The organism is Mycobacterium sp. DHQP2018-32-09, from assembly GCF_058148405.1.
In genome coordinates, this window is the sequence record NZ_JBYVYK010000049.1 from 1 (window position 1) to 22,517 (window position 22,517).

At 71.2% G+C, this 22,517-nt stretch carries 21 protein-coding genes and 2 pseudogenes; 6 read left to right on the forward strand and 17 right to left on the reverse strand.

Annotated elements, in window-relative coordinates:
- Together AC30CM_RS21170 and yajC are read right to left on the reverse strand one after the other, a co-directional pair.
- A pseudogene (locus AC30CM_RS21170) lies at positions 1–708 on the reverse strand (protein translocase subunit SecD); the annotation flags it as partial.
- Positions 709–780: 72 nt separating this feature from the next.
- A complete protein-coding gene (gene yajC, locus AC30CM_RS21175) occupies positions 781–1,149 on the reverse strand; it encodes a preprotein translocase subunit YajC (RefSeq protein WP_490118878.1) in 369 nt (122 codons plus the stop codon).
- 350 nt (positions 1,150–1,499) lie between these two features.
- Here yajC and gabT point away from each other — a divergent pair, with 350 nt between their 5' ends.
- A complete protein-coding gene (gabT, locus tag AC30CM_RS21180; protein WP_490118879.1) occupies positions 1,500–2,840 on the forward strand; it encodes a 4-aminobutyrate--2-oxoglutarate transaminase in 1,341 nt (446 codons plus the stop codon).
- A gap of 61 nt (positions 2,841–2,901) precedes the next feature.
- Here gabT and AC30CM_RS21185 read toward each other — a convergent pair whose 3' ends face one another.
- Positions 2,902–3,528, reverse strand: a complete 627-nt coding sequence (locus AC30CM_RS21185) for a hypothetical protein (RefSeq protein WP_490118917.1) — start codon at positions 3,526–3,528, stop codon at positions 2,902–2,904.
- Between the two features lie 578 nt (positions 3,529–4,106).
- On the opposite strand from AC30CM_RS21185, the pseudogene AC30CM_RS21190 reads away from it, so the two are divergent.
- Positions 4,107–4,952, forward strand: a pseudogene (locus AC30CM_RS21190) (GGDEF domain-containing protein); the annotation flags it as partial.
- An 89-nt stretch (positions 4,953–5,041) separates the two neighbouring features.
- Here AC30CM_RS21190 and AC30CM_RS21195 read toward each other — a convergent pair.
- From AC30CM_RS21195 to ruvC, 4 genes are all read right to left on the reverse strand, one after another.
- Positions 5,042–5,434, reverse strand: coding sequence for a DUF1304 domain-containing protein (locus AC30CM_RS21195; RefSeq protein WP_490118880.1), 393 nt, complete (start codon positions 5,432–5,434; stop codon positions 5,042–5,044).
- A 69-nt stretch (positions 5,435–5,503) separates the two neighbouring features.
- Complete coding sequence (gene ruvB, locus AC30CM_RS21200; protein ID WP_490118881.1) at positions 5,504–6,565, reverse strand: Holliday junction branch migration DNA helicase RuvB; 1,062 nt, start codon at positions 6,563–6,565, stop codon at positions 5,504–5,506.
- Positions 6,566–6,601: 36 nt separating this feature from the next.
- Positions 6,602–7,189 carry a Holliday junction branch migration protein RuvA gene (ruvA, locus tag AC30CM_RS21205; protein ID WP_490118882.1) on the reverse strand — a complete coding sequence of 196 codons (588 nt, stop codon included), beginning with the start codon at positions 7,187–7,189 and terminating at the stop codon, positions 6,602–6,604.
- Positions 7,186–7,758, reverse strand: a complete 573-nt coding sequence (gene ruvC, locus AC30CM_RS21210; protein ID WP_490118883.1) for a crossover junction endodeoxyribonuclease RuvC — start codon at positions 7,756–7,758, stop codon at positions 7,186–7,188. Before ruvC ends, ruvA begins: the two co-directional genes overlap by 4 nt.
- 368 nt (positions 7,759–8,126) lie before the next feature.
- Between ruvC and AC30CM_RS21215 the strand changes: the two genes are divergently transcribed.
- Complete coding sequence (locus tag AC30CM_RS21215; protein ID WP_490118884.1) at positions 8,127–9,443, forward strand: mechanosensitive ion channel family protein; 1,317 nt, start codon at positions 8,127–8,129, stop codon at positions 9,441–9,443.
- Positions 9,444–9,467: 24 nt separating this feature from the next.
- On the opposite strand, the gene AC30CM_RS21220 is transcribed toward AC30CM_RS21215, so the two are convergent.
- The gene (locus AC30CM_RS21220) at positions 9,468–10,067 is read right to left on the reverse strand and encodes a TetR/AcrR family transcriptional regulator (protein WP_490118885.1); all 600 of its coding nucleotides are present in this window, start codon (positions 10,065–10,067) and stop codon (positions 9,468–9,470) included.
- A 61-nt stretch (positions 10,068–10,128) separates the two neighbouring features.
- On the opposite strand from AC30CM_RS21220, the gene AC30CM_RS21225 reads away from it, so the two are divergent.
- Positions 10,129–10,980, forward strand: coding sequence for an alpha/beta fold hydrolase (locus AC30CM_RS21225; protein WP_490118886.1), 852 nt, complete (start codon positions 10,129–10,131; stop codon positions 10,978–10,980).
- Positions 10,981–11,004: 24 nt separating this feature from the next.
- Here the strand turns inward: AC30CM_RS21225 and AC30CM_RS21230 are convergent, their stop codons facing one another.
- Positions 11,005–11,760 carry a YebC/PmpR family DNA-binding transcriptional regulator gene (locus tag AC30CM_RS21230; protein ID WP_490118887.1) on the reverse strand — a complete coding sequence of 252 codons (756 nt, stop codon included), beginning with the start codon at positions 11,758–11,760 and terminating at the stop codon, positions 11,005–11,007.
- A gap of 97 nt (positions 11,761–11,857) precedes the next feature.
- Positions 11,858–12,493 carry a TetR/AcrR family transcriptional regulator gene (locus AC30CM_RS21235; RefSeq protein WP_490118888.1) on the reverse strand — a complete coding sequence of 212 codons (636 nt, stop codon included), beginning with the start codon at positions 12,491–12,493 and terminating at the stop codon, positions 11,858–11,860.
- 63 nt (positions 12,494–12,556) lie between these two features.
- On the opposite strand from AC30CM_RS21235, the gene AC30CM_RS21240 reads away from it, so the two are divergent.
- Positions 12,557–14,275, forward strand: coding sequence for a CocE/NonD family hydrolase (locus tag AC30CM_RS21240; RefSeq protein WP_490118889.1), 1,719 nt, complete (start codon positions 12,557–12,559; stop codon positions 14,273–14,275).
- Positions 14,276–14,418: 143 nt separating this feature from the next.
- Positions 14,419–15,957, forward strand: coding sequence for a threonine/serine exporter family protein (locus AC30CM_RS21245; protein WP_490118890.1), 1,539 nt, complete (start codon positions 14,419–14,421; stop codon positions 15,955–15,957).
- A gap of 6 nt (positions 15,958–15,963) precedes the next feature.
- On the opposite strand, the gene pdxT is transcribed toward AC30CM_RS21245, so the two are convergent.
- The 7 genes from pdxT to AC30CM_RS21280 form a co-directional block, all read right to left on the reverse strand.
- Positions 15,964–16,548, reverse strand: a complete 585-nt coding sequence (gene pdxT / locus AC30CM_RS21250; protein WP_490118891.1) for a pyridoxal 5'-phosphate synthase glutaminase subunit PdxT — start codon at positions 16,546–16,548, stop codon at positions 15,964–15,966.
- On the reverse strand, positions 16,545–17,384 hold the full coding sequence (gene tesB, locus AC30CM_RS21255) for an acyl-CoA thioesterase II (RefSeq protein WP_490118892.1): 840 nt from the start codon (positions 17,382–17,384) through the stop codon (positions 16,545–16,547). The genes pdxT and tesB overlap by 4 nt, the downstream gene beginning before the upstream one ends.
- A gap of 9 nt (positions 17,385–17,393) precedes the next feature.
- On the reverse strand, positions 17,394–18,302 hold the full coding sequence (gene pdxS, locus AC30CM_RS21260; protein ID WP_490118893.1) for a pyridoxal 5'-phosphate synthase lyase subunit PdxS: 909 nt from the start codon (positions 18,300–18,302) through the stop codon (positions 17,394–17,396).
- A 77-nt stretch (positions 18,303–18,379) separates the two neighbouring features.
- Entirely contained in the window at positions 18,380–19,552 is a 1,173-nt protein-coding gene (locus tag AC30CM_RS21265) for a PrsW family intramembrane metalloprotease (RefSeq protein ID WP_490118894.1), read from the reverse strand.
- The gene (locus AC30CM_RS21270) at positions 19,549–20,199 is read right to left on the reverse strand and encodes a hypothetical protein (protein ID WP_490118895.1); all 651 of its coding nucleotides are present in this window, start codon (positions 20,197–20,199) and stop codon (positions 19,549–19,551) included. Before AC30CM_RS21270 ends, AC30CM_RS21265 begins: the two co-directional genes overlap by 4 nt.
- A 134-nt stretch (positions 20,200–20,333) precedes the next feature.
- Positions 20,334–21,362 (reverse strand): NUDIX hydrolase, encoded by a 1,029-nt coding sequence (locus AC30CM_RS21275; RefSeq protein WP_490118896.1) that lies wholly within the window; start codon positions 21,360–21,362, stop codon positions 20,334–20,336.
- The gene (locus tag AC30CM_RS21280) at positions 21,359–22,516 is read right to left on the reverse strand and encodes a glycosyltransferase family 4 protein (RefSeq protein ID WP_490118897.1); all 1,158 of its coding nucleotides are present in this window, start codon (positions 22,514–22,516) and stop codon (positions 21,359–21,361) included. The genes AC30CM_RS21275 and AC30CM_RS21280 overlap by 4 nt, the downstream gene beginning before the upstream one ends.
- Between the last annotated feature and the right edge of the window lies 1 nt (position 22,517).

Consider the following 22,517-nt stretch of genomic DNA (forward strand, 5'->3'; position numbering starts at 1 on the left):
TGCCGGGGTGGGTGCCGGGGTGGGCTCGGGCGCGGGCTCGAGCGGGAACGGCCTCGGCTGTGGGGCTGGCTGTGGGGCTGGCTGGGGGGCCGGCTCACCGGCGGGCGGCGCTTGCGGCGCAGGCTGACCGGCAGGCGCGTTCGGGTTCGGCGGGACGATCGGCGCGCCGGGTTCGGCGGGTGCGATCAGTGGCGGCATCCCGGGGGCGCCGGGCAGCCCGGGGGCACCGGGCACGCCCGGGGCGCCGGGAGCACCGCCGGGTGCACCGGGAGCTCCCGGGGCACCACCGGGTGCGGGTCCCTCCCCCGGCGCCGGGGCGGCACCCTGCGCCGGGATGGCGTAGATGACGGGCCGCACGTACAGCCGTGCGGTCTGGCCGAGGTTGCGGGCCTCGCTGCTGTCGTCGCCGGGCACGGTGATCACCAGGTTGTCGCCGTCGATCACCACCTCGGATCCGGACACGCCGAGGCCGTTGACGCGGTCACCGATGATCTGCTGTGCCTGCAACAGCGACTCCCGCGTGGGCGGGGTGCCGTCAGGGGTGCGTGCCGTCAGCGTGACGCGGGTCCCGCCCTGCAGATCGATGCCCAGCTTGGGGTCGGCCTTCTTGTCACCGGTCAGGAACACCAGCAGGTAGGCACCGATCAGAAGGACCAGGAAGAGCGTCAGGTAGCGGTACGGGTGCACCGGCGTGGAAGACGATGCCACGTTCCTCGAATCTCCTCAGGTCAGTTCTTGCGCAACCGCAAAGGGTACGGGGTCGGGCTGAGTGCCCGGCCCTCAGTCCTTCTTGAGCTGGTCGGGTCCCTGACCGAAGCCACCGGCGTCGGGGCCGTCGATGGTGCGGTCGACGGTGAACTCGTCGTCTGCCGCGTCGGTCACGTCGTCGGCGGCGTCGGTGATCTTGTCGCGCACCGCGAGCTTCATCCACCTGGTCACCACGCCGGGCGCGATCTCCAGGTCGACACTGTCGTCGGTGACGCCGGTGATGGTGCCCTCCAACCCGGAGGTCGTGTGGATGCGGTCGCCGATCGCCAGCGATTCGTGCAGGTCGATCGTGGCCTGCATCGCCTTCTTCTGGCGGCGCGACGCGAAGAACATGAACGCGCCGAGGATGATGAGCAGGGGCAGGAAGACGACCAAATCCATCGCAGCAAGTGTCTTTCGTGTGGGTGTCTCGGGGTGGGCACCAGCCGACGCGAGAGCGCCGGGACGCCAGATATCAGCATCTAGTGTGCCATCACGGCACGTCGCCGATGACCGCCCGTCGCGCCGGGACCCGCCCGGCCTCGCGAACCGTTTCCCGACGCGACGACCTGGCGACGGATTTCGCGCCGCGATACCGGGCCGGCCACCGATCCCGTCGCGTGTCGGGGTCGACGCCGACGAAACCACGTGCACGCCTATGCTTGCGCTGGGGCGTGACCGCGCGTCCTCGCACGTCACCCCTCCCGAACCACATCCACTCCCACGCCCCCGCGCCTCGAACTGGAGCAGCCATGAGCCCCCTCGAACAGAGCCGCCACCTGGCCACCGCCATCCCCGGCCCCAAGTCCACTGCCCTCATGGAACGCAAGGGATCGGCCGTGGCGCGCGGCGTGGGCACCACCATGCCGGTCTTCGCGGCCCGCGCCGGCGGCGGCATCGTCGAGGACATCGACGGCAACCGGCTCATCGACCTGGGCTCGGGCATCGCCGTCACGACCATCGGCAACGCCTCCCCGCGCGTCGTCGAGGCCGTCGCCGAACAGGCCGCCCAGTTCACGCACACGTGCTTCATGGTCACGCCCTACGAGGGTTACGTGGCCGTCGCCGAACACCTCAACCGGCTGGTGCCCGTCCAGGGCGAGAAGCGCTCGGCGCTGTTCAACACGGGCTCGGAGGCCGTGGAGAACGCCGTCAAGATCGCCAGGCACTACACCGGCAAGCAGGCCGTCGTGTCCTTCGACCACGCCTACCACGGACGCACCAACCTGACGATGGCGCTCACGGCGAAGTCGATGCCCTACAAGCACGGCTTCGGCCCGTTCGCGCCCGAGATCTACCGCGCGCCGCTGTCCTACCCCTACCGCGACTCCGAGTTCGGCAAGGAGATCGCCACCGACGGGGAACTGGCCGCGCGCCGGGCGTTGACCGTCATCGACAAGCAGGTCGGGGCCGAGAACCTGGCGGCGATCATCATCGAACCCATCCAGGGCGAGGGCGGCTTCATCGTGCCCGCCGAGGGCTTCCTGCGCACGCTGCTCCAGTGGTGCCGCGCCAACGACGTCGTGTTCATCGCCGACGAGGTGCAGACCGGCTTCGCCCGCACCGGCGCGATGTTCGCGTGCGAGCACGAGGGCATCGACCCCGACCTGATCGTCACGGCCAAGGGCATCGCCGACGGGCTGCCGCTGGCCGCCGTCACCGGTCGCGCCGAGATCATGGACGCCCCGCACTCCGGCGGACTCGGCGGCACCTACGGCGGCAACCCCGTCGCGTGCGCGGCGGCGCTGGCCACCATCGAGACCATCGAGTCCGAGGGCTTGGTCGAGCGCGCCCGTCAGATCGAGGCGTTGATGATGGGCCGCCTGCACCGGATGCAGGCCGACGACGACCGCATCGGCGACGTCCGCGGCCGCGGGGCGATGATCGCCATGGAGTTGGTGAAGTCCGGCACGTTCGAGCCCGACGCCGACCTCACCAAGAAGGTGGCCGCGGGGGCGCACGCCGCCGGCGTGATCGCGCTGACCTGCGGCACCTACGGCAACGTGCTGCGCTTCCTGCCGCCGTTGACCATCAGCGACGAACTGCTCGAGGAGGCCCTCGACGTGCTCGCCCTGGTACTCAAGGACGCCTGACCCAGCACACGGCGCGACGGCTAGCGCGTCGTGGGCACCGGCCGTCGGCGTCGGACGACGGCTAGCGCGTCGTATCGGCGGTGGACCGGCCGCGCAGCGCGGCACGCCATCCGCCGCGGCGCGGGCGCTCGTCACGGATGACCTCAGTGCGCGCGTCCTCGATGGGCGCGGCAGCCGCCGGGGCGGCGACGGTGGTCGCAGGCGCCGCCGGGGCGGCGACGTCGTGGCGCCGGACCGGGCGTTGGACGAATTCGACGTCGCGCACCGACCGGACCGACAGGCGTCCGAGCGCCATCGCCGCGAACAGCACCAGCAGCACGCCCACGCCGGAGAAGTAGGCCAGCTCGACCCACGCCTGCTGCGCTTCGGTGTCCCCCACCGGCGTGCCGACGTCGCCGAGGCCCAGCGGCCCCGCCAGGGCCCGACCGATGACGAACCACGCGCCCGCGGCCGCCGCCAACCAGCCACCCAGCATTCCGGTGATCCGGTTGCGCGAGGTCAGCAGGAGCAGTCCGCCGACGATCGCGACGACTCCGGGCAGCACCTCCAGCCAGCCGCGGCCGACGGTCCAATCCGATCCGAGGCTGTAGGACATGCCGAGCGACGGCGCGACGAAGGGCGCGGCCGCCCCCCACGCGCCGAGCGCGAGGACCACCAGCCCGCTCGCCGCGCCGCGGCTGCGCGGCATGGTCAGCCGACCCCCACGGGCCTGCACGTCCGGCGCGACGGCGGTGTCGAGGGTGTCTCGGTCGAGGGTGTCTCGCTTGAGGGTGTCTCGCTTGAGGGTGTCTCGGTTGACGGCGTTGCGGTTCACGACGTTGGTCATGGCTGCCTCCTGGGTTGTGGCCGAGAGGTACCCGCTGCGGTATCCCGCCAACCCGCGGCCCGTCGGGCGTCACACCCGCCAGATCCTGCGACTTCGTCAGCAAACCGGTCCTGGGTTTTGTACGATGCAGCGGGGGGTCCTCTGCGTACCGGGGCCGCGAACATCAGCACCGACCGCACCCGCGATCGGGGCAACGGACGTCGAAGAGTGGGCACAGGGCAGTGGAGTCAGTTCGCCGATGGTGGCGGCAACCCGATCACTTCGATTGGTTGTCGGCGTATCTGCAGAGCCGGCGCGTGCAGCGCTTCACCCGCCTCATGGTGGCGGCAATCCTGCTGGCGCTGGCCGTCGCGCCGCTGCTGATGCTCTTCAGCCCGCGTGGGCCGCAGCAGCCGCTGGAGCGGTGGATGTCGCTGGCCGTGGCCGCGACCACCTGTGTGATGGCAGCGCTGTGGGCCGCACGCTGGCCCACCCGCCCGCAATCGCTGGCGTTCGTCGCCTGCGCGGGAACGTGCATCGCCGCGGCATGTCTGGCGCAGCCGTCGCCGTCGTCCGGGCTGGCGGGCTGCACGGCCTTCGCCGCCCTCGCCGGGTACGTCGCGTTCTTCCACACCGGCCGCGCGCTGCTGCTGACGATCGCCCTCGCGGCCATCACTGCCGGCGTGTGCGCGATCCACATCGGTGTGCAGAACGATCCGTACGGCGCGGCCAGCAAATTGCTGGTGGTCACCATCGGCGTGCTCGCGGTGCCCTTCGGCGGGCACGTGCTGGTGCACTTCCTGGGCCTGGAGGCCACCAAGTCGGACATCGACCCGCTCACCGAACTCCCGAACCGGCGCGGCTTCCACCGGGCGCTGCGCGCGCTGGCCACCGAATCGGCGGGCAACCGGGCGACCGTGTTGGGCGTGATGATGATCGATCTCGACGCGTTCAAGCGCGTCAACGACACCGCCGGTCACGCCGCAGGGGACGCGACGCTGATTCAGGTCGCCGACATCCTGCGCGGCATCCGGCGAGGCGACTCGGTGGTCGCACGCATCGGCGGTGAGGAGTTCGTCGTCGGGGTGACGGCCCCGCCGAACGACGTGCTCGGCCTGGCCGAACGCCTGCGCCGCGAGATCGCCGAGAACCGCTGGCGCGTGACCGCCAGCGTCGGCGTCGCCATGGCGGCCTCAACCAGGCTGACCGGCGCCGACGACCATCCCGCAGCGCTGACCGAGCAGCTGAAGGGACTGGTGGAGGCGGCGGATCGTGCCATGTACACCGCCAAGCGCGCCGGCGGGGACCGCGTGCAGGTCGCCGGAACGCACCCCGTCCGCCCCGCCCCGTCGGGTACGCCCCGGTCCACGGTCGCACCCGCGGCCGACGGGCAGGCTCAGCCGCCGGCGGCCACTCCGATGGCCAGCAGGACCACGGCCACCAAGGGGAACGCGCCCTGGAGCACGGCCGAGCGGCTCTTGCTGCGGTCCGAGACCACCAGGACCAGCGCGGCGGCGAGCATGGACCCGACGCCCGCGAAGACCAAGGCCACGCCGGGGGCCGTGCCGCCCGACATCGTCAACCCCACGCCCACGAACGTCACGATCGCCAAGAAGAGGTTGTAGAAGCCCTGGTTGTAGGCCAGCAGCTTGGTGGTCTCGGCTTCCTCGGCCGTCGTCCCGAACGCCGCCCGCGTGCGCGGCGCCGTCCAGCGGAACGACTCCAAGATCCAGATGTACACGTGCAGCACCGCAGCCAGGGCGGCGACGATCAGAGCAGCGACGAGCATCCCGTCCTCATCCCTTCGTCATCCCCTTCGTCATCCCTCCGTTCCCGCCACCCCCACGGCGGTCGGGCATCACTCGAACAGACCAGGCTGTCCCAGCCCGGTGACACCGCTGGGCGGTGTCATGCCGAGATGGTGCCATGCCTGGGCGGTGGCGACGCGACCGCGTGGCGTCCGCGCGATCATGCCCGCCCGCACCAGGAACGGCTCACACACCTCCTCGACCGTGGTGGCCTCCTCCCCCACGGCGACCGCCAGCGTCGACACCCCCACGGGACCGCCGCCGAAACTCCGCGTCAGCGCGGACAGCACGGCCCGGTCCAGGCGGTCCAGGCCCAACTCGTCGACGTCGTAGACCGCGAGGGCGAGCTTGGCGATGTCGCGGGTGATGACACCGTCGGCCCGCACCTCGGCGTAGTCGCGGACGCGGCGCAGCAGCCGGTTGGCGATGCGCGGCGTCCCGCGGGAGCGGCGCGCGATCTCCGCGCCGGCCTCGGCACCCAACTCGATGCCGAGGATGCCCGCCGACCGCGCCAGCACCCGTTCGAGTTCACTCGGTTCGTAGAAGTCCATGTGCGCGGTGAAGCCGAACCGGTCGCGCAGCGGACCCGTCAGCGCACCGGACCTCGTGGTCGCGCCCACCAGGGTGAACGGCGCCACCTCCAGCGGGATCGAGGTGGCCCCCGGTCCCTTGCCCACGACGACGTCGACCCGGAAGTCCTCCATGGCCAGGTAGAGCATCTCCTCGGCGGGACGGGCGATGCGGTGGATCTCGTCGATGAACAGCACGTCACCCTCGACGAGGTTGCTCAGCATCGCCGCGAGGTCACCGGCGCGTTCCAATGCGGGCCCCGACGTGACCCGCAGCGACGAGTTCAGCTCGGCGGCGATGATCATGGCCAGCGACGTCTTGCCGAGGCCGGGGGGCCCGGACAGCAGGATGTGGTCCGGTGTGCCGCCGCGGTTCTTGGCGCCCTCGAGCACCAGTTGCAGCTGTTCACGCACCCGTGGCTGCCCGATGAACTCGCGCAGCGAGCGGGGCCGCAGGCTGGCGTCGATGTCCCCCTCGCCGACGGTCAGCGCCGCCGACACGTCGCGCTGGTCGGGCTCTTCGTCCTCTTCGAAGCGACCCATCTCAATCCTCTTCGCGCACGCGACTCACGACGGCCGCTACTTCCTGCCCAGGATCGACAGCGCGGCCCGCAGCGCGCTCTGCGTGGTGGCGTCGGGGTCACCCGCCAGCACCGAGTCGGTCGCGTCCTCGGCCTGCTTGGCCGCGAAGCCGAGGCCGACGAGCGCCTCGACCACCGGCCCGCGGATGCCGTGTCCGGTCGCCGACGCCACGCCGCCCGAGTTCACCTGCCCGATCTTGTCACGTAGCTCCAGCACCATGCGTTCCGCGCCGCGCTTGCCGATGCCGGGCACCCGGGTCAAGGCGGTCACGTCGCCGTCGCCGAGGGCCTGGCGGAGCGCTTGGGCGTCGTACACGGCGAGCGTGGCGAGTGCGATCTTGGGCCCGACGCCGGACACCCCGAGCAGCGTCGTGAACAGGTCTCGCGACTCGGCGTCGGCGAAACCGTAGAGCGTCATCGAGTCCTCGCGCACGATCATCGCCGTGATCAGCCGCGCCGGCGTGCCACGGCGCAGCGTGGCCAGCGTCGCGGGCGTGGTCATCACCTTGTAACCGACGCCGGCGGCCTCGATCACGGCGTGGTCCAAGGCGATGTCGAGCACCTCGCCGCTCACCGAGGCGATCACCGGACGCTCTTCGCCGTGGCGGTGGCCTTCAGCCGGGCCTGGTACGCGCGCCGGTGTTCGGCGGCCATGGCCTCGGCAGCGGCCATGCGGGCGATCATGGGGGCGCGCCAGCAATGGCAGATCGCCAGCGCCAGCGCGTCCGCGGCATCGGCGGGTGTCGGCTTGGCCTGCAGCGCAAGGATCTTGGTCACCATGGTGGTCACCTGGGCCTTGTCGGCACGGCCGTTGCCGGTGACGGCGGCCTTCACCTCGCTGGGCGTGTGAAAGTGCACGTCGATGTCCCGCTTGGCCGCCGCGAGCGCGATCACGCCGCCGGCCTGCGCCGTGCCCATCGCGGTGTTGGCGTTCTGGTTGGCGAACACCCGCTCGATCGCGACGACGTCGGGCAGGTGGGTGTCCATCCAGTGCTCCACGGTGTCACTGATGGTCATCAGCCGCCGCGCGAGCGGTTCGTCGGACGGGGTGCGCACCACGTCGACGTCGAGCGCGGTGACGTGCCGCCCACGCCCGCTCTCGATGACCGACAGCCCGCAGCGCGTCAGGCCGGGGTCCACGCCCATCACCCGCACCATCACTCCTTCACGACTCCTGTGCCGAACAGCTGTTCGATAGCGTAGCGGTGTCGCGGCGCCGCGCCGGGTAGGGACACGCCTCGGCGATCGGCGCCGCTGCCGGCTCGGGGTTCGGGATCGAGGGTTTCAGACCACCGTCGAACGGGGATGGGATCGTGGGGCGGGCGTCGGCAGCGACGTCGACCGCGTCCCGCAAGCCCTCGGTTCCACACCCCGCGCCGTCGCCAAAGTGCCTGCAAGAGGCCGTGTTTCGCGCGACCTCGGCGGCGTCGCGGCGGCACCGCCGGCGTGACGGCATCGGCAGACGCAGCTACCGTCGCGGGGAGGAACCCGACCCGACCCCGACCGGAAGCCGACACGCACTGATGCCCGACGAGACCGAGTTCGAGTCCGCCACCAACCTCGCCGTCACCCTCGCCTGGGTGGCCGGTGCCATCGTCATCGCCTACCTGGTGGGGGCCGCCGCCACGTGGCTGATCCGTCGCATCGGCAGGCGCAGTGACGTGCTGGCCGACGTGGCGACGTTCAGCAGGCTGCCGCTGCGGACGACGCTGATGATCTTCGCCGCATCCCTCGCGGTACAGCGGACGTCCGACGACGCGGACCCGTGGCGCGGGTGGGTCGACCACACGCTGCTGATCGCCAACATCGCCACCCTCACCTGGCTGATGATCAGCCTGGTGCAGGTGGCCGAGCGGCGCGCGATCTCGCGCTTCGCCGGCGGCGACGACGAGATCACCGACGCCGATCGGCGCTGGCGTCGGGTACGCACCCAGGTGACGGTGCTGCGACGCCTCGCCATCGCGATCGTCGTCGTCCTCGGCGTGGCGGCCATCCTGATGACGTTCCCAGCGTTCTCGGACATCGGCACCACGCTGTTCGCCTCGGCCGGCGTGCTGTCGGTGGTCGCCGGCCTGGCCGCGCAGACGTCGTTGGGCGCGGTGTTCGCCGGCATGCAGATCGCGTTCTCGGGTGCCGTGCGCGTCGGCGACATCGTGGAATTGGAGCAGGGCCGCTGGTGGGGACGCATCGAGGAGATCACGCTCACCTACGTGGTGGTGCGGCTGTGGGACGAGCGCAGGCTGGTGCTGCCGTCGACGTACTTCACCACGACCCCGTTCGAGAACTGGACCCGCAACGCCACGGAGATCATGGGGTCCGTGGAGTTCGACGTCGACTTCCGCACCCCGCTGCACGCCATGCGCGCCGAGCTGGACCGGCTGCTCGCCGCGAACGCCGAGGAGTGGGATGGCCGCCGCGGCGTGCTGCAGGTGACCGACGCCGTCGGCGGCGTGGTGCGCGTGCGGATCGTCGTCAGCGCCCCCAACGCCGGGGCACTGTTCGACCTGCGCTGCGCGGTGCGCGAGGGCCTGGTCGACTGGCTGCACCGCACCGGCGGGGCGCTGCCCATGCAGCGGTTCGTCGAGGAGGACGCGGCGCCGACGGTGCACTCGCGCCCGCGCCCGGGCGACGGCGAGACCTCGCGGGTGGGATCGAGCCTGTTCTCCGGTAGCCCCGAGGCCGAGGAGCGCGCCCGGGCCTTCGACGACCACGGGGACCGCGGGGACCGCGAGGACCACGGGGACCCGCGCGACGATCTGGTGCCGTCCAACGGCTCCAACGCTTCGAACGGTTCGAAGGGCTCGAACGGATCCGTGGTGCGCGGACGCGGAGGCGATTAGCGCGATTGGCGCGATTAGCGCGTACTAGCCCATTCCACACTCGGCGGTCGGCGCCAGCGTGACGCCGCGATAGCGCTGCGCCAGCACGGCTCCGGCGACGCGCAGCGGCTCCACGTCGCGCAGCGTGCGGGCCAGCAGGAATGCCCCTTCCAGTGCGCCCACGAGCGCGATGGTCAGCCGCCGCGCCTCCTCGGTGGCCAGCCCACGGGCGGCGAAGTAGGCCGTCCCGCCGTCGAGCCATGACGTGACGATCTCTGCGGTGGTGACACGGAGTTCCTCGACGGTGTCGGCCACCTCGGCGGCGACGCTGGCGACGGGGCACATGTTGGCGTATCCGGTGGCGGCCATGTCGTCGGCGGCCTGGGTGAAGGCGGCGGTGATGGCCTCGGCCAGGTCGTCGTGGGGCGCCATCAGCGTGGGGATGAGCAGGCCGTAGGCCGCGCCGGCGTTGGCCAGGGCCTCCCCTGCGATCTGCACCTTGCCGCGCGGGAAGTGGTGATACAGCGAGCCGATGGGCGCGCCCGAGGCCGCCGCGACGTCCTTCATGCCGACGGCAGCGTAGCCGCGCACGCGCATCAACTCGGCCGCCGCCGTGAGGATCGATTCCCGCGTGGACCTTGCCATCGCACCTCCCGGGGACCACACTAGAGCACACGTTCTAGAATGATCGTTCTAAGGGGTCCACGTGCCAACGGTAGACGTCGAAGCAGGCACCATCGAGTACCACGACGCCGGCGACCCGGGCGGTCCGCCCGTGGTGCTGCTGCACGGGCTGCTGATGAACCATGCCCAGTGGAGTCGCACACTTCCCCTGCTGCCCAACGGTTTTCGCTACCTGCTGCCGGTGCTGCCGCTGGGCGGGCATCGCATCCCGATGCGCGCGGACGCCGACCTGACGATGCCGGGCATGGTGCGCCTGCTCGCCGACGTGCTGGACGCGCTGCACCTGCGCGACGTCACGCTGGTGGTCACCGACTGGGGCGGCCCGCTGTTCCTCACCGACATCGGCCGCGACACGCGGGTGAGCCGGTTGATCGTGTGCCCGTCGGAGGCCTACGCCAACTTCCCGCCGCAGGGTCCACCAGGAGTCGCCGCGTGGGTCGCCGGCCGCACCACCGGCACCGTCGCGTTGGCGCTGCGCCAGATGCGCGTCCGGTGGCTGCGGGACAGGTTCTTCATGTTCGGCATGATGGCCGCGCGGTCCATCCCGCAGGACGTCGTGCAGGCCTGGACCACTCCCGGCATCGCCGACGTCGGCGTGCGTCGCGACCTGGTGAAGTACTGCCGCACCCGGTTCGACGCCGGTGAGCTGATCCGGGCCACCGAACGGCTCGCCGACTTCGACGGCGACGTGCTCGTGCTGTGGGCCCGCAACCGGGTGTTCCCGCCCGCGCACGCCGAGTCGCTCGCCGCGCTCACGGGGGCGACGCTGCGCTGGATCGACGACGCCAAGGTGCTGGTGATGCTGGATCAGCCCGAGCGCACGGCCATCGAGATCGGCACGTTCCTCACGGCGACGGCGGGCTCCCGCCGCTGAGCGGGACCGCGCGCCGCGGGGGCGTCACTCCTCGTCGAGCTGGGCGGCGACGTCGTCGGGGATGTCGACGTTGGTGTAGACGTTCTGCACGTCGTCGCTGTCTTCGAGCGCATCGACGAGCTTGAACACCTTGCGGGCGCCGTCCAGGTCGACGGGTACGGTCACCGACGGCTGGAAGCTGGCCTCGGCCGAGTCGTAGTCGATGCCCGCCTCCTGCAGCGCGCTGCGCACGGCGACCAGGTCGCTGGGCTCGGAGATCACCTCGAAGCTCTCACCCAGGTCGTTGACGTCCTCGGCGCCGGCCTCGAGCACCGCGGCCAGCACGTCGTCCTCGGTGAGTTCGTTCTTGTCGAGCGTCACCACACCCTTGCGGGAGAACAGGTACGACACCGAGCCGGGGTCGGCCATGTTGCCGCCGTTGCGCGTCATGGCGACGCGGACCTCGCCCGCGGCGCGGTTGCGGTTGTCGGTGAGGCACTCCACCAGCACGGCGACGCCGTTGGGGCCGTAGCCCTCGTACATGATGGTCTGCCAGTCGGCGCCGCCGGCTTCCTCGCCGGCACCGCGCTTGCGGGCGCGCTCGATGTTGTCGTTGGGGACCGACGTCTTCTTGGCCTTCTGGATGGCGTCGTACAGCGTGGGGTTGCCCGCCGGGTCACCGCCACCGGTGCGCGCCGCCACCTCGATGTTCTTGATCAGCTTGGCGAAGCTCTTGCCGCGCCGGGCGTCGATGACGGCCTTCTTGTGCTTGGTGGTCGCCCACTTGGAATGGCCGCTCATGCCGTGCCTTACCTCTCTGGATTGACGTCCGGCCGACCAGTCTACTTGGTGGCCGACGAGGCCCGGGCCATGCTCACCGCGGCGCGAACGGCATGGATCACGCCGAGAGGTCGCCGTCGACACCGCCGTCGACATCGCCGTCGACATTGCCGTCGACGTAGCGCTGCAAGTTCGGCGCGACGGCCGCCACCAGTTCGTCCTCGGTCATCGACGCGACGGGTTCCACGCGCCAGACGTAGCGCACCATGGCCAGTCCCATCAGCTGTGACGAGACGAGCCCGCTGCGCCGCAGGCGGTCGGGTTCGTCGGACCCCAGCCGCGAGACGCCGATCAGGTTGGCCTCCGCGATGCGGCGCAGCTTGTCCCGCGTGGTCTCGTCGTGGGCCGCGGTGAGGAGCACGGCCCGCAGCACGGGTGCGATCTCCTCGTCCTCCCACGCCGACAGCATCAACCGCAGCAGGGCCTCGCCCAGCTCGGCGTGCGGCGTCGCCCACGTGGCGGCGACCGCGTCGAGCCACCGCTGCGGTGGCGCGGTCGCCGCGTCGAGCAGCGCTTCCTTGGACCCGAAGTAGTGGTAGACGAGCGCGGGGTCGACGTCGGCGCCTCTGGCGATCGCCCGGATGGTGGTGCCTGCCCAGCCGTGCTCGGCGAACAGCTCCCGCGCGGTGGCCAGGATGCGGGCCGACAGCACACCGCGTTCGTCGCGGGGGCCGGGGTGGGACCGCTTCGCCATCTCACGAGCCTAACAAGGGGTTTCCCGTTGCGTTGAGATTAGTTTCACCGTAGCGTGAGACTCATGGCGAAGAGCGCACCCCTCAACGGGCCCCAGACCACGGGCCGGGAGTACCGGAACCTCAGCGAGCCGCAGTACGCCGTGCACCACGACCTCGACGTGGCCGTACCGGTGCGCGACGGCATCTCGCTGCTCGCCGACGTCCACCGTCCCGACGCCGAGGGACGCTTCCCGGTGCTCGTCGCCGCCTCGCCCTACCCGCGTCAGATCCAGGACCTCGGCGCGCCGATGGGCTTCATCGAGGCGGGCAACACGGCGTTCTGGGTCTCGCGGGGCTACGTCCACGTCATCGCGAACGTGCGCGGCACCGGCGGCTCCGGCGGCGAGTTCGGATTCTTCGACGCCGCGGAGCGCCGCGACATGCACGACCTCGTCGAGTGGGCGGCCACGCAACCGTGGTGCGACGGCAACGTCGGCATGATCGGCATCAGCTACTTCGCGATGACGCAGCTCGAGGCGGCCGTCGAACGGCCGCCGCACCTCAAGGCGATCTTCCCCGTCGCCGTCACGTCCGACCTGTTCGAGGCCGCGTCACACCACGGCCTCGTCAGCTCGGCCTTCGTCACCCCGTTCCTGTCGATGATGGGCCTCACCGCGGGGCGCAGCGGCGAGTTCTGGCGCAGCGCCGGGCTGCGACTCGCCCGCAAGGTCCTCAACCTGGGACCGCTGCACCGCAAGTTCGGCACCATGAACGGCGAGGCCGCGGTGACGACGATGCACCAACTGCTCAAGCTCCCCCACGACCCGCATCCCTGGGACGACCTGTGGCGCGACGTGGTCGTCGCCCATCCCGTGCGCGACGCGTGGTGGGACGAGCGCGACCTCACCCCGCTGCTGGCCGACGTCGACGTTCCGGTGTATCTCGGCTGCGATTGGGAGAACGTGCCGCTGCACCTGCCGTCGACGTTCATCACGTGGAAGGCGTTGGCGGACAACCCGAACGTCCGCATGGCCCTGCTGGACCGCTACGGCCTGACGTGGCCGTGGGAGAGCCTGCACACCGAGGCGCTGGCGTGGTACGACCACTGGCTCAAGGGCCGCGACACCGGCATCCTCGACGGCGACCCGGTCCGGTTCGCGCTGCCGGGGGCGCCCGGGTGGCACACCAGCCCGTCCTGGCCGCCCGCCGCCACCCACCAGCAGTGGGCGCTGCGCGCCGACGGCGCCCTGCTCGCCGACGAGGGCACACCGGGTGCCCGCGACTTCCTGGTGCTCGGCGCGGGCACCGGCCGGGTGAGGACCAGCGCCGCCGACCCACCGGCCACCCTGGCGTGGACGTCGGCAGCGCTGGACACCGACCTGGACGTCGTGGGCGAGATCGAGCTGCGCCTGGTCGCGTCGGCGACCGCCGCGGACACCGCGTGGATCGCCACCCTGCAGGACGTGGCGCCCGACGGCGAGGTCACCGACGTCACCGCGGGATGGCTGCGCGCCGGCCTGCGGCAGGTCGACGACGCCGCGAGCGTGCCCGGTGCACCGGTCCTGCCCTGCAGGCAGGCCAGCGCCGTCCCCATCGGCCAGGACGTGGAATACCGGATCCCGTTGGTGCCCAACGCCCGTCGCTTCGCCGCCGGGCATCGCATCCGCTTGGTACTCGCCGGCGACGACCAGGATCCGACGACGCCGGCCATCATGGGGTTCCGGCACGCGTCGGTCGGAACCAGCAGCCTGAACACCGTGCGGTCGGCGTCGCGGCTGTTGCTCCCGATCCTGGGCTCCTGACCCCGCGTCGTCTGCCTCGCGACCGCGCCGACTCGGCGTCGTCTGCCTCGCGACCGCGCCGACTCGGCGTCGTCTGCCTCGCGACTACGTCGACTCGGCGTCGTCTGCCTCGCGACTACGTCGACTCAGTATCGTCGTCCGTGATGGCTGAACGGGATTCGGGCGGATCGACCCGCCTGCGACGAGGGTGGCGGCTCGCGATGAGCGGGCGCCGCGACCCGGCACCCGGTGCGGGGCAACGCCACCGGAGTTCCTACGAACTCGGCGACCTGCACACCCGCCGGGTCCTCGACCTCGTCATCCGGCTGGCCGAGGTGATGCTGTCGTCGGGGTCGGGCACCGCCGACGTCGTGGCCACGGCCCAGGACGTGGCCGCGGCCTATCAGCTCACCGACTGCGTCGTCGACATCACGTTCACCACCATCATCGTGTCGGCCCCGCCCACCGACGAGAGCCCGCCGGTGACCATCGTGCGCTCGGTGTGGACGCGATCGACCGACTACACGCGGCTGTCCCACCTCGACCGGCTGGTGCAACGGATCACGGTCGGCGGTGTCTCGGTCGACGAGGCGCACGCCGCCATGGACGAGATCACCGGCCAACCGCATCCCTACCCGCGCTGGCTGGCGACGGTGAGCTGGGCGGCGTTCGCGTTCGGCATCGCGATGCTGCTGGGTGGCAGCGCGCTGACGTGCGTGGTGGCCGCGGTGACCTCGGCCGTCATCGACCGCGTGGGGCGCCTGCTCAACCGCGTGGGCACGCCGTTCTTCTTCCAGCACGTGGTGGGCGGAGCCATCGGCACCCTCGCCGCGGTGACCACCTATCAGTTCGTCGGCCAGGGGCTGACGACGCTGATCGCCACCAGCATCGTCGTACTGCTCTCGGGCATGACGCTGGTGGGTTCCATGCAGGACGCCCTGACCGGGTACATGATCACCGCGCTGGCCCGGTTGGGCTCGGCCCTGTTCCTCACCGCGGGCATCGTGGTGGGCATCATCTGCGGGCTGCAGATCGCCAAGGCGGCCGGCTTCGCCATGGAGTTGCGCGTCGACGTCCGGCAGGCGCTGGTGGTGACCTATCAGCCGCTGCCCATCGCGATCGCCGTCGCGGGCGCCGTGCTGGCGGGCGTGTTCATGACCATCGCCTGCTACGGGCCGCTGCGTTCGGTGGTCACGGCAGGCACCGCCGCGGGCATCGCCGCCGCGACGTCGATCGGCCTGAGCGCCACCGGGGTCGGGCAGGTGGTCGCCACGCTCGCCGCGGCCGTTGCCGTGGGTCTGTTCGCCACCGTCATCTCCGTGCGGCGCCAGGCTCCCGCCCTGGTGACCGTCACCGCGGGCATCACACCGCTGCTGCCCGGTCTTGCGGTGTTCCGTGCGGTGTTCGCGTTCGCCGTCGACGAGCGTTTCGACTACGGGCTCACCCAGCTGCTGGCGGCCAGCGCCATCGCGCTGGCGATCGGCAGCGGCGTCGTGATGGGCGAGATCGTGGCGTCTCCGCTGCGCTTCGGCGCGGGCCGCGTCGGCGACTTCTTCCGCAAGGACGGGCCGCCCGGGATCCGGCGCGCCGTGGGCCGCGGCGTCGTCCAGCTGCGGCCGGCGCACGCCGCCCGCACCGCCGAGGAGCGGTCGGGGACCACCAGCCTGGCCATGGAGCCCGCGTCGGGCGCCGACGAGGAGTGAGCGGCGCTACAGCGACGCGACGAACATCTGGTGCACCCGCCGGTCGCCGGTGACCTCGGGATGGAACGCCGTCGCGAGCACCCGGCCCTGCCGCACCGCGACGGGATGGCCCGCCGCGCGGGCGAGCACCTCGACGTCCGGGCCGACGCGCTCGACCCACGGCGCCCGGATGAACACGGCGTGCGCCGGTCCGTCCAGGCCGCTGAACTCGACGTCGACCTCGAAGGAATCCACCTGGCGGCCGAAGGCGTTGCGCCGCACCGTCATGTCGATACCACCCAGCGGCAGCGCCTCCCGGCCCGGGACGCCGGCGTCGGCGATCTCGGTGGCCAGCAGGATCATCCCCGCGCACGAGCCGTAGGCGGGCATGCCGTCGCGCAGCCGCTGCCGCAACGGTTCGAGCAACTCCAGTTCGCGCAGCAGGTGGCTCATGGTGGTCGATTCCCCACCCGGGATCACCAACGCGTCCACCGCCTCCAGCTCGGACAACCGCCGCACGGTGCCCGCCTCGGCGCCGGCCTCACGCAGCGCCGCCAGGTGCTCACGGGTATCTCCCTGCAGCGCAAGAACACCCACGCGAGGCGCGGTCACTTCGCGACGTCGCGCTTGTAGCGGGTGAGACCCTCCTGCATGACCGAGGCCACCATGTCGCCGTAACGGTTGAACAGCTTGCCCTGCGTCAACGCGCGGCCACCACACGCAGACGGCGACGACTGGTCGTAGAGCAGCCACTCGTCGGCGCGGAACGGCCGCATGAACCACATCGCGTGATCGAGCGAGGCCACCATCAGGTGCTGGCGTTCGTCGGCGTGATGCACCTGGGCCGAGCCCAGCAGCGTCAGGTCGGACAGATAGGCCAGGGCGCAGATGTGCAGCACGGGGTCGTCGGGCAGCGGGTCGCGGTGACGGAACCACACCTGCTGCTGGGATGCCTTGCCGGGGATCGCCGCCACCTGGTCGCGCGGCACGATGCGCACGTCCCACTCGTCGAACTGCCGGAAGCTGGCATCGTCGAACACCTTGCTGGCCGACTTGAAGTCCGGGATGTTGTCCGGTGGCGGTGCGCTCGGCATGGCGTCCTGGTGCTCGATGCCGCTCTGGTCGGTCTGGAACGACGCCGACATCGAGAAGATGGTCTCGCCGTGCTGGATGGCACTGACGCGGCGCGTGCAGAACGACCCGCCGTCGCGGATGCGCTCCACGGCGTACACGGTGGGGTTGCGGGCATCCCCCGCGCGCAGGAAGTAGCCGTGCAGCGAGTGCACCTGGAAGCGCGGGTCGACGGTCCGCACCGCCGACACCAGCGACTGCCCGGCGACGTGTCCGCCGAACGTGCGCTGCAGGAAGCCGGACTCGGGGCTGAACACGCCGCCGCGATAGATGTTGACCTCGATCTGTTCCAGGTCGAGGATCTCTTCGATCGCCACGTTCGGTTCTTACCAGCCGCGCTCTGCCAGCCGGTGCGGCACCGGGATGTCGTCGACGTTGATGCCCACCATCGCCTCACCCAGCCCACGCGAGACCTTGGCCAGCACGTCGGGATCGTCGTAGAAGGTCGTGGCCTTGACGATGGCCGCGGCGCGTTCGGCGGGGTTGCCCGACTTGAAGATGCCCGAGCCCACGAACACGCCCTCGGCACCGAGTTGCATCATCATCGCCGCGTCGGCGGGGGTGGCGATGCCACCCGCCGTGAACAGCGTCACGGGCAGCTTGCCGGCCCGCGCCACCTCGACGACGAGGTCGTAGGGCGCCTGCAATTCCTTTGCCGCGACGTAGAGTTCGTCCTCGGACAGCGACGTGAGCCGGCGGATCTCACCACCGATCTTGCGCATGTGCGTGGTGGCGTTGGAGACGTCGCCGGTACCGGCCTCGCCCTTGGACCTGATCATCGCCGCGCCCTCGGTGATGCGGCGCAGCGCCTCGCCCAGATTGGTCGCGCCGCACACGAACGGCACCGTGAAGCGCCACTTGTCGATGTGGTTGGCGTAGTCGGCCGGGGTCAGCACCTCGGACTCGTCGACGTAGTCGACGCCGAGCGCCTGCAGGATCTGGGCCTCCACGAAGTGACCGATGCGCGCCTTGGCCATCACGGGGATGGTGACCGCCGAGATGATGCCTTCGATCATGTCGGGATCGCTCATCCGCGAGACCCCGCCCTGGGCGCGGATGTCGGCGGGCACGCGCTCGAGTGCCATCACCGCGACCGCGCCGGCGCCCTCGGCGATGCGCGCCTGCTCGGGTGTGACGACGTCCATGATGACGCCACCCTTGAGCATTTCGGCCATGCCGCGCTTGACGCGCGCGGTCCCGGTCTGGCCCGACCCGTTGCTGGCTGCGGTTTCCACTTCTGTCTCCTCAGATTGGTGCGGCCTCAGTGTAATGGGGCACCGAAATGAATTGAATCCGCAGTCGTCTCGGCGGGCTACCAGCGCGACGGGGTGCCCTCCCGCACGCGGGCCACCTCCGACCGCGCGAACCGCACCCGGGCGGTGTCCGCGCCCCGCGCCGCGGCGATCTCGCCCGCCAGGTCGTAGATCGCGTCCAGCACCAACCCCGTTCGTCCTTTGCCGTGCCTGCGGAAGCGGCGCCGTGCACGGTACGTGCCGGTCACCGCGTCCAGTTCGGCGGCGTCGAGCACGCCGCGTGCCACCTCCGGTGCCAGCACCGCGCGCATGACGTCGCGCTCGGCGCCCACGGTGGCGCGGTACACCAGCACGGCGATGCCGAGCGCGATCGCGATCGCGACGATCCACGATCCGATCACCAGCACGGCGTCGCCACCGGTGATCGCGCCGAGGCCGTCCCAGACGCCGTGCAGCAGCATCGCGGTGGCCATCAGCAGCAGCCCGCGGCCGACGCGGCGCGGTGCGGCCGGGCGGCCCAGCACGTAGATCAGGCCGGCGCAGAACACCGCGCTGTAGAGCACGTGCGCGGCGATGCCGAGGCCCATGCGCATGAAGATGGTGGACATCTCGGACCGGACCGGGTCGGCCCCGAAGTGGGCACCCGCGGCGTGGAGCGCATACGAGATGTCCTCGTTGATCTGAAACCCCAGTCCGATCGCCACGCCCAGGACCAACCCGTCGAACGCCGTGCGGACGACCCGCGGAGCCATCGCGACGAGCAGCAGCAGGCCGACGCCCTTAGAGAGTTCCTCGGTGAACGGCGCCGACAGCGCTGCCGCCCAGTTGAGCGACCAGGTCTGGCCGAAGGACTTGGCGTACAGATCGCTCAGGGCGTCGTTGGCCGGGGCGGCCATCACCCACGTGGCGGCGAACGCCCCCCACAGCAACCCTGTCACCAGCAGCTTCACGGGCAGCTTGGCGTACCGGTCGACGCGTTGGGTGAACCACCACAGCAGTGCGCCGTAGGCGACGAACAGCACGACGGCCCAGGCGATGGCGGTGGAGTAGGAGGCGGGCTGGTCGACCAGCATCGGGACGAAGCCGACGATGCCGAGGCCGACCAGCACGACGTAGGCCCAGAACGCCAGGTTGCGGGGTTGGTAGAAGACGAAGCGGCGACCCCAGCCGGACGTGTCGAGCACGTCCCGGCGGTCATGGTCGAGGGCGTCGAGGCTGCCGGCCGCGGTCATGCTGCCGGTCCGTTCATCCGGATGCTGGAGATCATGCGTGCGACGGCATCGGTCTCGGCCGGCGTGGGGTCGGCCGTGGCGGTCACCTTGGCCGCCACCCCGACGCCGTCGGCGACGAAGGTCACCAGCAGCCCCTCGGTCGTGGTCCCGGCCACCTCCTCGAGCACCCCGGTCTGGCCGGCGTCGGTGGTGATCGTGGTGCGCTCGCTGACCACGCCGACGTCGCCGTCGAGCACGCCGGACGCCGTCTCCCACTGATCCATCAGGGCATTGGCGTCGCCACCGAAGGTGTCCGTCACGACGGTCAACGCGGTACTGCCGTCGGCGACGCTGGCGGAGTCCGGGTAGGCGCCACCGGCGATCGGGCTGCCGGTGCGCACGCCCCTCGTGATGCCCCAGCCGGGTTCCGGCACGAACGTGACGCCGTTGTCCAGTCCCATGACGTCGCCGGCGACCACCTCGTCGTCGTAGCCGATGACGTCGTCGACGGTCGGCAGCACGATGGCCGTGACGAACACCAGCGCCAGCACGACGAGCGTTGGCGCGACGGTGCGGCGGTCCATGCCGAACCATCGGCGATCGACGGGAATGAAGCGCTCGTCGGGCTCGAAGTCCGGCTCTCGGACGTGGGTGAGGGTCTCCGTCACACTCGGCTCCTGGATCGGGCCCGGGAGCGCAGTCGGTGCCGTCGGATGGCGCCGTCCCCCAGGTCGCACATGCTTGCCGAGGCAAGCGTCGGCACGAATTTATCGCAACGAGCGTCAATTATGGGGACGTTTGGTCAGCGAATGGCCGAGGCGGCCGTGACCGGGCCCTGCCCGTCGGCCAGCGCATTGGCCTCGGCCAACCGTTCCCCCAGCTGCACCGGGTACACCGTCTCGCCGCAGGCGACCAGGTCGGCGATGATCGTCGCATCGCACCAGCGGTGCCCCAGGATGTAGCTGCGCTCCAACGCGGTGTGCCCGCCCGTCGCCGGTTCGAAGCGGTCGGTGCGGTAGGTGAAGAACACCTCCTCGCTGCGCGTCACCGTGCCGTTGAAGTTGATCAGCGCCTCACGCTGCCAGATGGGCCCCACCAGATCGGCCACGTCGATGCGCAGGCCCGTCTCCTCGGCCAGCTCCCGCACGGCCGCCGCAGGCAGGCTCTCCCCGGGATGCACCGCTCCCCCGATCGTGAACCACCACCGCGGCGCCCTGCCCGGATCCAGCGCGGGGTCCGATCCGCGGAACAACAGCACGCACCCGTCCGCGTCGAGCAGGACCACGCGCGCCGAGGTCCGCCGGCCCGTCTGCTCGACCACCGTGCGGGTGGCCCGTTCGGCGATCTCGAAGTACGTCGGCATCGCCGCGGTCCCGCCGAGGTGCAGGGCCCGCACCAGCGGTCGCTCGCGCAACGCCAACGTGTCGCGCACGGCGTCGTTGTGAAAGCGCCGCGCCAACGTCACCCGCGCCTCGGCGTCGGCCAACTCGGCCACCAGCGCCGTCGGCAGCGACGTCTGGTCCACCAACGCCAGCTCCGCGGACAGATCGTTCTCGGCCGCCTCCCGGGCCGTGCGTGGCGCCTGCTCGGCGGCGTCGGCTAGCGCGCTCAACCGCCGTCCGGGAGCGCTGCCCGCATAGGCGTCCGCGGCGACCGCCCGCGCCACCACGGCACGGCGGGCAAGGGCGCCGTCGAGAGCCTGCCACGACAGGTCGTAGCGCACGTGCAGGCGATCGAGCCGATGGGCCGTCTGCAACGCCCACACACCCCCGATCACCAGGACGGCGACGACCAGGACCGCGACCGCGATCAGCAGCCAGACGAGGCTCACCGGCGGACCCCGCGCGCCGCCTCCCGGCCGGTCCCCGCGACCCGGACCTTCGTGCCCGACCCGGCCACCGTCTCGTACACCTGCAAGATCTGCCTGGCCACCTTCGACCAGTCGTAGCGCTGTACGGCGTCGGTGGCCGTGGCGACGTAACGCGCCCGCAGCGCGTCGTCGTCGAGCACCTCCACCAGCGCGGCCGCCAGCGCGTCGGCGTCGCCGACCGGGACCAGCCGCCCCGCGGAACCGTCCTGGAGTACCCGCCGGAACGCGTCGAGATCGGCGGCCACCACCGCGGTGCCCGCGGCCATCGCCTCGACCAGCACGATGCCGAAGCTCTCACCGCCGACGTTCGGCGCGCAGTAGACGTCGGCGCTGCGCATCGCCGACGCCTTCACCTCGTCGTCGACCAGTCCGAGCAACCGCAGGTGGTGCGCGTGCTCGCCGGCCTGCTCGCGCAATTGCTCCTCGTCGCCGCGTCCCACCACCAGCACCTCCACGTCGGGATGCGCGGCGACCAGGGCGGGCAGGGCCGCGAGCAAGACGCTCATGCCCTTGCGCGGTTCGTCGTAACGGCCCAGGAACAGCACGGTGCGACCGGGACGCGGATAGCCGTCGAGCAACGGCGCCGCGGCGAAGGCGCCCACGTCGACGCCGTTGGGGATCTCGACGGCGTCGGATCCCAGTGCCTCCATCTGCCAGCGGCGGGCCAGGTCGGACACGGCGATGCGGCCGACGATCTTCTCGTGATACGGCCGCAGGATGCCCTGGAACACCGACAGCGTCAGCGACTTGGTGGTCGAGGTGTGGAACGTCGCGACGATGGGGCCCTCCGCGGCCTGCAACGCCAGCATCGACAGGCTCGGCGCGTTGGGCTCGTGCAGGTGCAGCACGTCGAAATCGCCTGCCGCCAACCACTTCTTGACCATCCGGTGGGTGGCGGGGCCGAACCGCAGCCGCGCCACCGAGCCGTTGTACGGGATCGGCACGGCCTTGCCGCCGGAGACCACGTAGTCCGGCAGCGTCACGTGCGGCGACGACGGCGCCAGCACGCTGACGTCGTGGCCGTACCCCCGCATCACCTCGGCCAGTTGCAGCACGTGCGCCTGGACGCCGCCCGGGACGTCGAACGAATAGGGGCAGACCATCCCGATCCGCATG

Excerpts from the sequence above, each read along its gene's own strand:
- AC30CM_RS21220 (WP_490118885.1), bottom strand. The coding sequence starts at position 10,067 with ATGGCAAGGTCCACGCGGGAATCGATCCTCACGGCGGCGGCCGAGTTG.
- yajC (WP_490118878.1), bottom strand. The coding sequence starts at position 1,149 with ATGGATTTGGTCGTCTTCCTGCCCCTGCTCATCATCCTCGGCGCGTTC.
- gabT (WP_490118879.1), top strand. The coding sequence starts at position 1,500 with ATGAGCCCCCTCGAACAGAGCCGCCACCTGGCCACCGCCATCCCCGGC.
- AC30CM_RS21245 (WP_490118890.1), top strand. The coding sequence starts at position 14,419 with ATGGCTGAACGGGATTCGGGCGGATCGACCCGCCTGCGACGAGGGTGG.
- AC30CM_RS21215 (WP_490118884.1), top strand. The coding sequence starts at position 8,127 with ATGCCCGACGAGACCGAGTTCGAGTCCGCCACCAACCTCGCCGTCACC.
- AC30CM_RS21185 (WP_490118917.1), bottom strand. The coding sequence starts at position 3,528 with ATGCCGCGCAGCCGCGGCGCGGCGAGCGGGCTGGTGGTCCTCGCGCTC.
- AC30CM_RS21195 (WP_490118880.1), bottom strand. The coding sequence starts at position 5,434 with ATGCTCGTCGCTGCTCTGATCGTCGCCGCCCTGGCTGCGGTGCTGCAC.
- AC30CM_RS21240 (WP_490118889.1), top strand. The coding sequence starts at position 12,557 with ATGGCGAAGAGCGCACCCCTCAACGGGCCCCAGACCACGGGCCGGGAG.
- AC30CM_RS21235 (WP_490118888.1), bottom strand. The coding sequence starts at position 12,493 with ATGGCGAAGCGGTCCCACCCCGGCCCCCGCGACGAACGCGGTGTGCTG.
- AC30CM_RS21265 (WP_490118894.1), bottom strand. The coding sequence starts at position 19,552 with ATGACCGCGGCCGGCAGCCTCGACGCCCTCGACCATGACCGCCGGGAC.
- AC30CM_RS21280 (WP_490118897.1), bottom strand. The coding sequence starts at position 22,516 with ATGCGGATCGGGATGGTCTGCCCCTATTCGTTCGACGTCCCGGGCGGC.
- ruvB (WP_490118881.1), bottom strand. The coding sequence starts at position 6,565 with ATGGGTCGCTTCGAAGAGGACGAAGAGCCCGACCAGCGCGACGTGTCG.
- AC30CM_RS21230 (WP_490118887.1), bottom strand. The coding sequence starts at position 11,760 with ATGAGCGGCCATTCCAAGTGGGCGACCACCAAGCACAAGAAGGCCGTC.